Source organism: Anabaena sp. WFMT (genome assembly GCF_051781005.1).
Taxonomy (GTDB): Bacteria; Cyanobacteriota; Cyanobacteriia; order Cyanobacteriales; family Nostocaceae; genus Anabaena.
In genome coordinates this window covers 66,727-81,058 of record NZ_JBPWOA010000025.1, presented here as the reverse complement: position 1 = coordinate 81,058, position 14,332 = coordinate 66,727, and the positions used below count along the sequence as shown (strand labels likewise).

At 39.5% G+C, this 14,332-nt stretch carries 10 protein-coding genes and 1 riboswitch; of the genes, 3 read left to right on the top strand and 7 right to left on the bottom strand.

Annotated elements, in window-relative coordinates; all coding sequences use genetic code 11:
- Positions 1 to 569: 569 nt before the first annotated feature.
- Genes cobJ through cobG form a run of 4 tightly spaced genes read right to left on the bottom strand, consistent with a single transcriptional unit; the run spans position 570 to position 4,786 of the window.
- Positions 570 to 1,991, bottom strand: coding sequence for a precorrin-3B C(17)-methyltransferase (cobJ, locus tag ACSQ6I_RS16550; protein WP_438891389.1), 1,422 nt, complete (start codon positions 1,989 to 1,991; stop codon positions 570 to 572).
- Complete coding sequence (locus ACSQ6I_RS16545) at positions 1,988 to 2,692, bottom strand: precorrin-2 C(20)-methyltransferase (RefSeq protein WP_438891388.1); 705 nt, start codon at positions 2,690 to 2,692, stop codon at positions 1,988 to 1,990. The genes cobJ and ACSQ6I_RS16545 overlap by 4 nt, the downstream gene beginning before the upstream one ends.
- A 2-nt stretch (positions 2,693 to 2,694) precedes the next feature.
- Positions 2,695 to 3,321: a precorrin-8X methylmutase gene (locus ACSQ6I_RS16540; protein WP_438891387.1), complete on the bottom strand. Its 627-nt coding sequence runs from the start codon at positions 3,319 to 3,321 to the stop codon at positions 2,695 to 2,697.
- Positions 3,314 to 4,786: a precorrin-3B synthase gene (cobG, locus tag ACSQ6I_RS16535; RefSeq protein WP_438891386.1), complete on the bottom strand. Its 1,473-nt coding sequence runs from the start codon at positions 4,784 to 4,786 to the stop codon at positions 3,314 to 3,316. The genes ACSQ6I_RS16540 and cobG overlap by 8 nt, the downstream gene beginning before the upstream one ends.
- 68 nt (positions 4,787 to 4,854) lie before the next feature.
- Positions 4,855 to 5,032: riboswitch (cobalamin riboswitch) on the bottom strand.
- A gap of 197 nt (positions 5,033 to 5,229) precedes the next feature.
- Between cobG and cbiE the strand changes: the two genes are divergently transcribed.
- Positions 5,230 to 6,459, top strand: a complete 1,230-nt coding sequence (gene cbiE / locus ACSQ6I_RS16530; RefSeq protein WP_438891480.1) for a precorrin-6y C5,15-methyltransferase (decarboxylating) subunit CbiE — start codon at positions 5,230 to 5,232, stop codon at positions 6,457 to 6,459.
- A gap of 121 nt (positions 6,460 to 6,580) precedes the next feature.
- On the opposite strand, the gene ACSQ6I_RS16525 is transcribed toward cbiE, so the two are convergent.
- On the bottom strand, positions 6,581 to 7,189 hold the full coding sequence (locus tag ACSQ6I_RS16525) for a hypothetical protein (protein ID WP_323314601.1): 609 nt from the start codon (positions 7,187 to 7,189) through the stop codon (positions 6,581 to 6,583).
- A gap of 382 nt (positions 7,190 to 7,571) precedes the next feature.
- Entirely contained in the window at positions 7,572 to 8,162 is a 591-nt protein-coding gene (locus ACSQ6I_RS16520; RefSeq protein ID WP_438891385.1) for a thylakoid membrane photosystem I accumulation factor, read from the bottom strand.
- Between the two features lie 389 nt (positions 8,163 to 8,551).
- Here ACSQ6I_RS16520 and ACSQ6I_RS16515 point away from each other — a divergent pair, with 389 nt between their 5' ends.
- Positions 8,552 to 9,889: a MurT ligase domain-containing protein gene (locus tag ACSQ6I_RS16515; RefSeq protein WP_438891384.1), complete on the top strand. Its 1,338-nt coding sequence runs from the start codon at positions 8,552 to 8,554 to the stop codon at positions 9,887 to 9,889.
- A gap of 92 nt (positions 9,890 to 9,981) precedes the next feature.
- On the opposite strand, the gene ilvA is transcribed toward ACSQ6I_RS16515, so the two are convergent.
- The gene (gene ilvA, locus ACSQ6I_RS16510) at positions 9,982 to 11,493 is read right to left on the bottom strand and encodes a threonine ammonia-lyase, biosynthetic (protein WP_438891383.1); all 1,512 of its coding nucleotides are present in this window, start codon (positions 11,491 to 11,493) and stop codon (positions 9,982 to 9,984) included.
- Between the two features lie 193 nt (positions 11,494 to 11,686).
- Here ilvA and ACSQ6I_RS16505 point away from each other — a divergent pair, with 193 nt between their 5' ends.
- The gene (locus ACSQ6I_RS16505; RefSeq protein ID WP_438891382.1) at positions 11,687 to 14,302 is read left to right on the top strand and encodes a type I restriction enzyme HsdR N-terminal domain-containing protein; all 2,616 of its coding nucleotides are present in this window, start codon (positions 11,687 to 11,689) and stop codon (positions 14,300 to 14,302) included.
- The last annotated feature ends 30 nt before the right edge of the window (positions 14,303 to 14,332 follow it).

The following is a 14,332-nucleotide window of genomic DNA, read 5'->3' as shown; positions in this document are numbered from 1 at the left end:
AATGTATACAAAAAATATTATTTATAAATAAAATGTCCGCACGAGCGGACATAAATTAGGGCTTCTGTCACTTTTATCGGCTACAATCATGTGTGGAACATGATGCTTTTATTGTTGATGATAAAAACCAAAAAATCAAGCTTTTATAAGCATTCCAATAGACATAACTACTTTAGTTATATCTTTTTATTAAATATTTAAAGTAGATAAAAGAGTGTTGTATGTGAGATATTCATGGTGATAATAACCCAAAAATATCTATATGGGGAAAATAAAATAAATTTGTGAAATAGCATAACATAAGTTATGAAAATCCTTTATTGATTTTTGGACATAAATCCAATATTTATGTCTTCGAGTCCTCCAAATTTCTGGTATGTTTAAATTACAAAGGTAAAGGTGGTCAGGTATGACAGCCCTAAGGATAAATTTTTATTCTTGGGGCTTTATTTATCACTGATTTAACGGATTTAAGGATTTCACGGAATGAAGGATTTTTTCGTAAATGAAAGAGATTTAAATCCCTGTCTGAAACTGTTTTATCACTGATTTATGGAAATTGATTGATTTTAGGTTTGGTAACGGCGCGGCGTATAAACCCAATTGGTATGATTGCTTTGCATCTGCCGAGTTTGAGAAGAACCAACAATAATCAAGGTTCGCATATCAGCATCTGTGGGTTCTAAGTTTTCAAGGGTCATAACTTTCACCACTTGTCCAGGTCTGCCCAAATTTCGCCCTAATACCACTGGGGTATCTGGCTTTCTGTACTGCAACAAGATATTTTTAGCTGCGGCTAATTGCCAAGTACGTTCTTTAGAAACAGGATTATAAAAGGCGATAACAAAATCACCTTGGGCTGCTGCGGTGATGCGTTGGGTGATAATTTCCCAAGGTTTTAAAATGTCAGATAGAGAAATAGCACAGAAGTCATGGCCTAATGGTGCGCCAATGGCTGCTGCGGTGGCTTGCATGGCAGAGATTCCAGGGGCAACTTGAATATCAATATTTTGCCATTCTGGTTTGTTGTAGCGGTCTAGAACTTCAAATACTGCTGTGGCCATGGCAAAAATGCCAGGGTCGCCGGAAGAAACTACTACTACATATCTTCCTTCTGCGGCTAAGTCTAAGGCAATTTTTGCCCGTGCTTCTTCTTCCCTGTTGTCAGACTCATGAATATGTTTACCATCTGCTAAAGAACCGATTAAATTTATGTAGGTTTTATAACCGACTAAATCAGTCGCAGCATTAAGGATTTCTTTGACTTCGGGAGACATCCATTTTGATGCACCGGGACCAGTACCAATTATGGCTAATTTTCCGCGTTGTTTTTCATTGGCTTCGGAGTCAATAGCCGCAATTTTTTCCAGGTGATAAACTAAACAGTTGGGTTGAGGAGTCCCCAAATTTTCAGTTATCTGAATTGTTAACTCTCCATTGGGGTCAATTGGTAATTGACTTTCACTCAACCAAGAGGCTGTTCCTTCTAATTTAACTTTTGCCCCTGCGAGTAAATCAGCAATAAATTTTTTGGCATCTTCTGGGTTAGCTAAATGATATCCAGGAGGAGGAGATAACAAAGCTGTGCGAAAACGCAAATCTCCTGTGGTCGTAATTGCTGCTTGCACATCCAACGCTGCTGCAATTTGACGTGCTAAATCATTCACCCCACTTAGTCCACCCAAAAGCGGCACTACTGCACTACCATCTTCAGCTACAGCTAATACTGGCGGTTCTTGTCCTTTATTTGTCAGCAGAGGTGCAAGGGTTCTGATGAGAATACCAGCCGCACAAATGCCAATTAAAGGTGTCCCAGCCGCGAATAATTCCCGCAGTGTTTCGCCAAAATTTGTAAAACTCACATCAACATCTGAGGTGCGACTGGCTAAACCGTATAATTTAGCCCCCGGTAAAACACTGCTGATTTGCCGTCCTAATGCCACACTATTTTGACCCAGTACCACGACGGCAGGTGCAACCCTTGTTTTCATAATTTCTGTTTTGTCGGGATGACAATCATTGAGAAATAAGGTACTTCGTCTGGGTTGACCTCATCTAGGGGGACAATTCGCTGCTGGGTTGTTGTTGCCCGTTCAATATATTTTGCCCGTGATGCCATACCTAATTGATGTAGAAGATCGCGTACTTTTGTAAAATGGCGACCCAGTTTCATAATTGCAGCGGCATCTGTTGTTAATAGATGTGAGGTGAGCATTTCTGTAGACAGTGTAGCCGGTAGAACTGTGAGGACATCGTTGTAGTAGGTGAAGGGAACGCCCAAGGACACTGGACAGGCCATGAGTGAAGATATACCGGGAACAACTTCCGTTTGGTACTGGTCAGATAAACGGGTGAAGATATACATGAATGAACCGTAAAAAAACGGATCACCTTCACATAATACAACTACATCACGACCTGCTGCCAGATGTGCGGCAATGGGTTCAACTTCTTGGTCGTAAATGGATTTGGCTTTTTCGGGTTCTAAGGCACGGGGGAGATGATACAATACCTCGATTTGATTGCCGGGTAAATATGGCGACACTATTTTTCTGGCGATACTTTCTTTGTCTATTGCTGATTGATAGGCAATAACAGGGGCAGATTGTAATAATCGCAGGGCTTTTAGTGTCAATAGTTCTGGATCTCCTGGGCCGACACCAATTCCATAGAGACGACCTCCACTGTTCATTGTTATTCTTCCTCTGTTGCTAAGGCATTAATGGCAGCAGCTGCGATCGCACTTCCGCCCCTCCTTCCATGTAAAGTTAAAAATGGTACATTGCGGCTATTTGCTGCCAAAGCTGCTTTTGATTCTGCTGCACCAACAAACCCCACAGGAAAGCCCAATATTAATGCTGGACGTGGCACACGTTCATCTAGCATTTCCAATATCCTGAATAAGGCTGTAGGTGCATTACCAATTGCGACTATTGCCCCATCTAAATGGAAACGCCATAATTCTAAAGCTGCTGCTGACCGCGTATTTCGCAACCGTTTCGCTATTTCTGGCACTTCTGGATCATTTAGGGTGCAGATAATTTGATTATTGGTAGGTAATCTTTTTCTCGTCACACCTTCGGCCACCATACGACAATCGCACAAAATTGGTGCGCCTGAGGCTAAGGCTTTTCTGCCTGACTCCACTGCCCTTGGTGAATATCCCAAGTCTGTGACAATATCCGTCATTCCACAGGCATGAATCATTCTTACTGCAACTTTTGCAACATCTGGTGGCAGGATATCTAAGTTGGCTTCTGCCCGGATAATCGCAAAAGAATTACGGTATATTTCGTCAGCATCACGTATATAGTTAGACATTGGATTTGAGCTTTGGGATTGATTTAACTGTGAATAATCGTTGTAGTTGGAATGTGTCATAACGGTAAACAAATTCCCTAAAGGACTCATTAAGGTTTAATCGTTGATTTTTATACACACACAACATTTTGGCAATGATTTTTGGTAATTCGGCAAAAGTCACAAACTCATAGAGTTGATAACCAAATTTTTGTAACTTACCATCACCAATATAGAGTTGATAACCCTCCATAGTTTCATTTTCTGACTGAATGCGGACTCCTAACAAGGTAATATCAGCTTGTTGGTGTTGAGCGCAAGATTTGACACAACCACTAAAGTGAATATTGATTGGATGCTCTAGAGTAATATGATTTTCTAGATAATCTGCTAATTCCAAAGCGTGGTCTTTGGTTTCGGTAGCTGAAGCAGCGCAACCGCGTTTACCAGAACAAGCTACTAATGAAGTTTTGATGTTAGTTGGTGAGATATTTAATCCTAAACTGGTAATCTCTGTCTCAACTTCAGCAACTTGTTTTTTGGGTATATCAGTGACAAGTAAGTTTTGCCAAGGAGTTAGCCTGAGATTACCATTACCATATTTTGCTGCCAAATCAGCTAAACGCCTCATTTGCCAGGTTTCCAACCTTCCTAGCGGTAACACTACACCGATATAAAATAACCCTGCTTGTTTTTGAGGATGAATACCAATTGAGTCTGCCGGAACAGTTATCATATCTGTTTGGGCTGGTAATTGTGAAAAGTAATTAGGAACTAGGGGTTGGAAAGCTAAACACAAATAATTTTCTACACCTAAATCATTGATAACTTCTCGCAAACGTCGTTTGCGTTGACTTGTTACACCTATGTGATCTAGGTAAACATCAGCTAAAACTGCTAAAACTGGTAAACATTCATCTGGTTTTAACAAAATTCCTGTATTTTTCGGTGCTTTTCCCTTTTCCCCAAAACTCAGATAAAGCTGGAAGTAAACATTTCCATTTTCCGAGATAGCGGCAAAGGTGATATCATTAACGCAATTCTGAACTGAAACTTTACCACCACCATCAAAACCAACGCTAAATTTAGCAGATAGTCCTGCAAGATGGGGATGTTCTGTAATATAGTCATCCCATGCTTTAACGAAGGGTTGAGTATCTATTAATTCTTGAGGATCAATACCCGCTGTGGGGCTAGTCATGATGTTGCGAATATGGTCCACAGTGGGGTTGGCAGAACCTAAACCCAATTCCTGTAAACGCTGGAGAATTTCAATATTTATCCCAGTTTTAATTTCCCGAATTTGCAAATTTGCACGATTGGTAACGTCAACATAGCCACCACCACAATTATCGGCTATGTTTGCAATAAATTGACACTGTTCATTATCAAGAATCCCACCGGGTATTCTCACACGAGACAAGATTCCATCTTGGGCTGATATATTGTAAAACAACCCTGGACAAGCAGTAGACGCGGTTAACAAAACGAGAACTCCTTCCCCGTGCGACGCAGAGACAGAGTAGGGGTGGGTGTTTCCCTCCCTTACATCCAATAACATTCATAGAGTTAGCATTCTGACTTGGAAAATAAAAAGTAAAAGGAAGAATTCCATTCTTTTGCTTTTTGCCTTTTACCCTTTGCCTTTTCTTTACAGCTGCGGCACAGTCCCGGAATTTAACCGGAGTTTCCCAACTCTAAGATTTAGTAGTCTAGCACGAGGAGGTATTTATGCGATCGCTTTGACTCAATAGCAGCGAAATAGATAAATTTGAAACTTACCTTCAACGAAGAGGCAGGGGGAAGGGGGCAGGGAGAAATCACCCCTTCCTCCTACCTCTTCGGTATGAAAGAAATCGTCATACGCTAAACCAATCTGCTGAAACTGTGATATTGCTATAGGGCGTGTAGCGATATTACGAATGAAAAATTATGAACAAGTGGCTATCAATAGTCGGTATCGGCGAAGATGGTTTAGAGGGATTAAGTGCGATTCCTAGGTCGCGCTGCGCGATCGCTCTTTCTCTCCTTAACCAAGCTACAATTATCGTTGGTGGGGAACGTCATCTGGCTATGTTACCCCCAGAAGACCAACGCGAAAAAATTCTCTGGAAATCTCCCTTTAGCACTTCTATCACAGAAATTATTCAGCGGCGTGGTCAAGCAATTTGCGTGTTAGCTAGTGGCGACCCCATGTGTTACGGTGTGGGTGCAACTCTGACTAAGCATATTCCTATTTCTGAAATTACTATTATTCCCGCACCTTCGGCGTTTAGTCTCGCTTGTTCTCGGTTAGGATGGTCTTTAACGGAAGTAGAAACTTTGAGTTTATGCGGTCGTCCTGCGTCTCTTTTGCCATCTTATATCTATCCAGGTGCGAAATTATTGATTTTGAGTGCGGGGAAGGAAACACCGGGAATTGTGGCCGAACTATTGACAAATTGCGGTTATGGTGGTAGCAAGATTACTGTTTTGGAACGAATGGGCGGTATTCATGAACGTATTTTAGAAGGTATCGCCGCATCTTGGCAAGAAACAGAAATAGCGGATTTAAATACGATTGCGGTTAATTGTATCGCGGATGTGGGGGTAATGCCGTTATCGAGATTTCCTGGTTTACCCGATAGCGCTTTTCACCATGATGGACAATTAACTAAACGGGAAGTTAGGGCAATTACTTTATCAACCTTAGCACCTTTACCGGGTGAGTTGCTTTGGGATGTGGGTGCGGGTTGTGGCTCAATTTCGATAGAATGGATGCGGAGTAATTCTCGATGTTGTGCGATCGCTATTGAGCAAAACGAAACTAGAATAAATTACATAGCTGATAATGCCGCAGCTTTAGGTACACCTAACTTACAAATCATCACCGGGAAAGCACCAGAAGTTATTCAAAACTTACCCACACCAGACGCGATTTTTATTGGTGGTGGAGTCACTGCACCGGGACTTTTTGACATTTGTTGGAATGCATTGCGTCCTGGAGGGAGAATGGTTGCAAATGTTGTCACTTTAGAAGGTGAACGAACCTTATTTCAATGGTATGAAAAAGTGGGGGGAAATTTTACGCGTATTTCTATTCAACGTGCAGAACCAATTGGTAAATTTCTAGGTTGGAAAGGAATGTCTCAAGTTACGCAATGGATAGCAGTCAAATAATTCGTAATTCGTAATTCGTAATTCGTAATTTGGTTAGTAATCGTATAAAATTAATTATACGCATTTTCTTTCTGTTACCTGTTACCTGAATCCACGAATTAATTTAATTTTGTCTAACTACTTAACCAATGGGATAATTACCAGGGTTCACTGCATGAATAAATTCACTACCTGAATGTGGTCTGCCGCGTTTATAAGCAGCTTCTTCTGGTTGACCCCAACCCATTTGTAAAATTACTTCTAAAAAGTTTGTGTTTTCCCATTTTAACAAACTTGCCCATTCTGTTCTTTGAGCAATTCTTTTTACATCTAATATATTAATTTTTTCGTGTAGTTTTCCATTACTCACACTCAAATATAACTCCATTTGTGCTGTAACTACATCCCAAAATTCCAGAATAGAATTTTTTGCATTTTTCAATATTTCTAAATCATGATCTAATGCGATTAACTGCGCGTCAACTTCTGGATAATTCAGGGTTTTTCCCTTGATTGTCAAATCTTTCCAAACAATCCCAGAAACTTGATTTTCTCGTTGATATTCATGAATAGAAGCTTTAAAATCTTGATAGGCCGTAAACTTTTGTAGCCCTTCAGTTGTGATAAACTGGTCTAGAACAGGATTGCCAGAGGCTGTCACCTCCAACTTGAGACGCTCTCCTTTCAGACAAGCTTGGCGTTCATTTGCTAAAATTTGGATGAGTTCCTGGGTAGTATAAACTTTTGACATCGGAACAACCCTAATTAGTTATTGGTAATTGGTAATTGGTAATTGGTGAGGCGTTATTTAACTATTATCTCTTGACAGCAATGGAAATGCAGTATCAGGTAAAACTAAAAATCTCAAACTCGATTTGAGTAGAACTTACGCAAAAAACCCTCTTTCCTTTTATTCCTCCCTCTCCTCCGTGGTTATTTTTGACCTTGCTTTTACGTAAGTCTTTTAAAATTGGTGAATATAGAGAATAAGTCCGCACTAGCAGACTTATTAATTAAGTTAAGTATTATACATCTCCAAAAATTAAATATGCGTCTTCCCAAATCCTTGTAGAGACGTTATATGGAACGTCTCTACAATTTTTATTGGAGATGTCTATTGCTTATAAAAATGCTTACTGGCTTAACTCACTGCTATATTCATTAAATGAACGTTGCTTGAACTCAATGGACTGGTCACGAGGTAACAAATCAAACACTTCTCGAAATTTGTCGTCTATCTCTTCAAAAGGTACTTGACCTTTTTTATTCATGATGACTTTACCCGACTGGTCAAAGAGGACAACTTGGGGTACAACTCCTGAATAGTAGTACCCTGGTTCTGTGGGTTCGTAGCTTTCCTTGCTGGGGATAGTATCAACATTGATAGGGATAATCTCCGCACCCCGTCCGTAAAATGCTTGAGTTTGGGAAATATAGACGGCATACTGTTTGCAATCTTTGCTATCGTCCACATAAAACGCCAGAATTGCGGGTTTATGTTGTGCTAAAGTTTGAGCTAGAGTTTGTCTGGGAGGAACTAGGGAACCATTACCAGCAAAAACTACGAAAATATTACCTTCGTATCGATCATCTTTCATACCTGCCAAAGCTGGCTGCATACTGGTAATAAATACGCAAATCATCAGCACCAGGCATTTCAATACTAACCGTTTCCAGTTAGCAATTATTTTAATTTGTAAAAAAAGCCACTTTATGCTACTCATCAACATGAACCTTTTAAGGTATTATTTTTTCTAAGTTTGTGCTGAATTCAGCCGAATAGGCTAGATATTACATACAGCACATTACAGGTAAATGAGGTACAAAGTTGAAATCAAAACATGGCTAACTCTACTCATGCTTTTACTCCTGACTTCTGACTCCTGAATCCTGAATTCTACTGTAATTACATCTACGCACCATTTTTTAAGATAACCTGTAATGGGTAATTGGTAATAGCTAATTGGTAATTGGTAAGAGTTTTCTCCATGTCCGAGTCCCGATTCCCAATGATTCGTAAATTTTGAATTGTTAATGTGTGGCTTTTTTTGCCAAGATTCGCTACACTTGCAAGATTAATTTTGTAATTAAAGACTATTAGTTAAAAACTGCTGTGGGAAAGAAAATACAACTTATAGATAGAGTCCGACTGGGTTTAGCAGTATCAATTGCTAAAAGTGTAACATTTTTAGTGCGATCGCTCCGTCTCGGTGCTGCTAGTGTGTTACCAGGATCTATTGCGCGACGCATTGAACCCCAAATTTTACAATTACTGAGTCAGCAAGTTAAAAACGGGATAATTCTGATTGCGGGAACCAATGGAAAAACGACAACAGCCCTGTTGTTATGTACCATTTTAGAACACAAAGGTTACAAAATTGCCCATAATTCTACTGGTGCAAATCTAGAAAATGGTTTAGCGACTGCTTTGATAGACAATGCTAACTTATTAGGTTCTCTCAATGTAGACTATGCAATTTTGGAAGTTGATGAGAATATTGTTCCCAAGGTATTAAAACCTCTGCAACCACGAATTATTCTCTGTTTAAATTTGTTCCGTGATCAACTCGATAGATATGGGGAAGTTGACACTATTAGTAAAAAATGGACAAAGGTTATTTCTACTTTACCAACTGAAACAGTAGTTATTCCCAATGCTGATGATCCAACTTTATCATATTTAGGTCAACAGTTAAATCAAAAGGTGTTATTCTTTGGTTTGAATGAACCAAAACATTATTTAGAAGCAATTCCTCATGCTGTTGATTCTATCTTTTGTCCAAGATGTGGGCATTCTCTAGATTATGAAGGTGTTTATCTATCTCATTTAGGAGATTTCACTTGTCCCAGTTGTGGTTTTGCGAAGAGTAAACCAACTTTAGAAAGTGGTGAATGGTCACAAATTCTAGTGGGTTTGTACAATAAATATAATACTTTAGCCGCAGCAACAGCAGCGCAAGAGTTGGGAGTTGATGAAGTCACAATTAGAGAAACAATTAACACTTTTCAAGCAGCTTTTGGTCGTGCGGAAGATTTGGTAATTGATGGTAAAAAGGTGAGGATTTTGTTATCAAAAAATCCTGTGGGGACAAATGAAACTATTCGTGTTGTAACTGAAAGTACAGATAAAACCACTTTATTGGTTTTGAATGACCGCACTCCTGATGGTACTGATGTATCCTGGATTTGGGATGTAGATACCGAAAAACTGGTAGAACGGGGTGGAACTTTGGTGGTGAGTGGCGATCGCGTGTATGATATGGCGTTAAGGTTGCGTTATAGCCAAAAATCTGCCCAGAGTAACCTGACTTTGATTGTAGAGGAAGATTTGCGAAGAGCCATAACCACAGCTTTGGAACATACGCCAGCAAATGAAACCTTGCATATTCTTCCTACTTATTCAGCCATGTTAGAAGTGCGGGAAGTTCTCACTGGTAGGCAAATTCTGTAACGATACAGCTATAAACCCTAAATATGTTTTGTCTGGAAACCTTGTAGAGACTTTCCATAGAACGTCTCTACATTATTTTTCATGTTTAATGACTAACCCAAAAATAGCTTATATGCGGGATTTTGACTTTCATCCCAATAGCGATAACCCAAGGAATCAAGGAATATTTGCCATTCTACCATTTCGTGGGGTGGTACTTGCATTCCTACCACAATGCGTCCATAATCTGCACCATTGTTGCGATAGTGAAATAAGCTGATATTCCAATTAGGGGACATAGAACCCACAAATTTCATTAATGCACCGGGACGTTCGAGAAATTCAAAACGGTATAATAATTCATTGTGGGCGAGGTTAGAATGTCCTCCTACCATGTGCCGTAAATGCAATTTTGTTAATTCGTCATCTGTTAAATCAATGGTTTTTAAGCCATGAATTTCAAATTTTTCAACTATTTTGGCAGCGTCAGCGCGGTTTTGAATTTGCACACCGACAAAAATATGTGCTTCTTGGTTGTCAGCAATGCGATAGTTAAATTCAGTTAGATTCCTGTTACCAATACATTCACAAAACTGACGCAGACTTCCTGGTTTTTCAGGTATTGTGACTGCAAAAATGGCTTCTCGACGTTCCCCAAATTCTGCTCTTTCTGCCACAAAACGGAGGCGGTCAAAGTTCATGTTAGCACCGCAGGCAACGGCGATGAGGGTTTGATTTTGAATTTGTTCACGTTCAGCGTAGGCTTTGGCAGCTGCGATCGCTAATGCCCCCGCAGGTTCTAAAATAGAACGAGTATCTTCAAACACATCTTTTATCGCCGCACAGGTAGCATCCGTATCCACCAAAATAATTTCATCCACATATTGCTGACACAGCCGGAAGGTTTCTTCCCCCACTTCCCGCACCGCTACCCCATCAGCAAATAACCCCACCTGAGACAACCGCACCCGATGACCGGCTTTGAGAGATTGAGACATAGCATCAGCATCTACAGGTTCGACACCGATAATTTTGATTTCAGGACGCAACCGCTTCACATAAGCTGCAATACCGGAAATTAGACCCCCGCCGCCAATAGCAACAAAGATTGCATGAATAGGTTGTTGATATTGTCGCAGTATTTCCATACCAATAGTTCCCTGTCCAGCGATGACATCAGGATCATCAAATGGGTGTATAAATGTTAACCCTTTTTCCGCTTCTAATTGCCGGGCGTGGGCATAGGCATCATCATAGTTATTGCCATATAAAACCACCTCTCCCCCCCGCGCTTTTACTGCGTCTATCTTTACCTGGGGCGTAATCACGGGCATAACGATGATTGCCGTTGTTCCCAAGCGACTGGCAGCTAAGGCTACACCTTGGGCATGATTACCTGCTGAAGCCGCAATGACACCTTGTTTAAGTAAATCTGTGGGTAGGTTGACCATTTTGTTATATGCCCCCCGCAGCTTGAAGGAGAAGACTGATTGCATATCTTCCCTTTTCAGCAGCAGTTTGTTATTGATGCGGTTGGAGAGGTTGGGAGCATATTCCAGTGGTGTTTCCTGGGCTACATCATAGACGCGGGCGGTGAGGATTTGTACCAGGTAGTCGCAATACATATCAAGGGGTGCAATTGGGGTTGGATTGTTAATTCTACCGCTTGTTGGGTAGTTGGTGGGGATGGTTTTGGAAAGGGGTAGATTGGCTAAACTAGAGGTGTAGTGGAGTCGTTAAATAAGTTTGATAAAGTTGATGAAGCAGGAAAAATAACTATAAACTTCGAGTAAAACCTTTATTAAACTTCTCCATACAATGAAAGTTACAGATAAATTAGTATCCCGTGTTTCTGAAGACGATATTAGGACAAAGGTTGTAGCTGTTTGGTTATTTGAGCATGGGTTTACCGCAGAAAGCATATCTGTTGAATTTTCCTTTGAATTACGCCTCGGCAGGAATATATACCGAGTGGGTGAGGATAAACCTGTTCATTCGTCAGTGTTTAGACCTCGTGCAGATGTTTTGGTGCGTAGCTGTGACGGGCGCAATTTACTAATTATTGAAGTCAAAGCACCAGATGAAATTTTAGATGATAACGCTAAGGAGCAAAGCATCTCCTATGCGCGGCTCTTGCGGAATGGAGGAATTGCTCCTTTTGTAGTGTTGACCAATGGTCATGAAACTCGGATATATGACAGCATATCTGGCGAATTGGTCAGTGATACTCAAGTTCCCATAAATCATCCCCATGCACAGAATAAATTTCGCGTCAGCGTTGATGATATTGAACTACGGACAGAGGCTTTAGAAACATTTGTTTCAATTTCTCCAGAAAGTCTCCTTGAGTTTTGCCGATCTCAAGTTAATTATCGAATGCGACTTTTACGGAGTAATGACCCATTTAGTGGTAAAAAGTATATTCCTGCTTTATACGTAGAAAGAGAGGAGATAAAAAAGCGGCTAAGTCAACTTCTAGACGAACAACAGCGCCGAGTTATTCCTTTAGTTGGTGCGCCACAAGTTGGAAAGACTAATTTTGTTTGTCACGCCGTAGAAGAAAAACTTGAGCAAGGAATTCCTTGTCTCTTCTATCCAGCAATTGGGATGGAGGGAGATTTACTCCAAGAAATTGGAGAAGACTTTGGCTGGATTCTAAAAGAGAGTAATGCGCCTCATCAAATTTTCAATAAACTCACTCGTATTCTTCGACGTACCGGACAAAGACTTATCATCTTTATTGATGGTTGGAATGAAGCTAGTCAGGCATTAGCTGAAGCAATTGATCGTAGCAGTGAAAGGATTTCATGTGATGAAATTCAAATAGTTATCAGTTTCACTAACATAGCAACATCTCGGCTGTTGTTTAAAAAGGGAAACCCTTCCTATATAGCTGAGTCTGCTGATATTACATTTAATTCAGTTCCCTTGATTGAAATAGGTCATGAAAAAATAGATCTACGTTCTAATTTAATTACAATTAAGCAATACAATCCTGAAGAAACACAAAGAGCTTATGATCTATACTCAGACGTTTACAAAGTACAAATATTTAATTCACACAAAAAAGTATATGATCCTTTCTTACTAAGGATTGCCATGGAGCTTTCAGAAGGTCAATATTTGCCGGAAAGTTTAGATGAACCTTTGCTACTGCAAAAAAGCATATATTTAAAAGCCAGTCGTACTGATTTACAAGAAGATTGTGTGATATCTCTTTTATCACAACTGGCAGATGAAATGCTAATGCATGATGCCCCAATTAGCCAAGTAATAGCAAGAAAAAGATGGTGTATTTCTGCCACGGAAGAGTTACCAAAGGATTTATTTGAAGCTGCTTTTCTTTCTAAAGTATACAGTGATGAAAATATTCCAGGTTTAGATTTCTATTATGGCAGAGAAAGAGATTTTGTTATTGCCATTTGGTCTAGACAATGGAATAGTGTTTCACTAGATGAATTTAAATCTTTACTTTTAACGCTTGCAGAAAAAAACTGCAAATCAATTGAAACTGATGCGCTTAAATGGTTTCTAAAGCAATCACAATATTATGCTTATCTTGAAGTTGCTACTCAAAATTTCTCATGTCTAAATAATCCTGTTATTAAAAGAGCCATTCTATTATCAGTAAGGAGCAACCCTAATTGCTATATCGATAATCAGCCTGATTGGATGAAAAATCTGATCGATCAAGCTGTAAAAGACTCTAGTATGCTTGTTAGAGTAGAGGCTGCAAAGTTAGTAGCACAATTTGCGGAGGATAAAGAATGGTTAGCATCAATCCTTGGTGATGAACAAGAATTAAAAAACTTTATGGTTGACTTGTTAGAAGTAGATGAAGAATATTCATTAAGCCAAGGGAATGCAGGTCAGATTATTTTAGATTCTTTGAAAACATTACATTGGGAATCTTGTTCAGATTATGAGTCCGATATTACAGATATTTTAGTTGATTTAATGCGGCATCATTCATCTACTGTCAGAGTTAGTGCTTCTAAGGCTATTGGCTATATTTTACCCAAGCTCTTCCTTCAGACTTTAAACGAAATTGGTTTATATCAATTAGGCTATGAAACTGCAAAAGAATACACTGAGGCTATAAATATAGCTATAGATGCTCTGTATGAAATCTATGATGATTCCATGATGTGTCAAGGTTATCTGAACTATCTACTTAATTCACCACCCGAAGAACACATTAATGATCATCAACAGATGTGGAAAATTTGTATGCCAGTTATTACATTCTACTGGACAGAAAAATGTGGACAGAGCTTACTAGAGTTCTTAAACTCAATTGCACCAAAAGAAGAAGTTTATGATAACTATCATTCTGGAAATATTTATTCTGGAAATAAAACTTTTTTAGATGAAAATATAGTACAACTAAGCCTAGACTTTGAAAAGTTAGACTTGAATAAAAATGCTCAGTAACTAAACCCAGATTATATGAACTTTTTTATC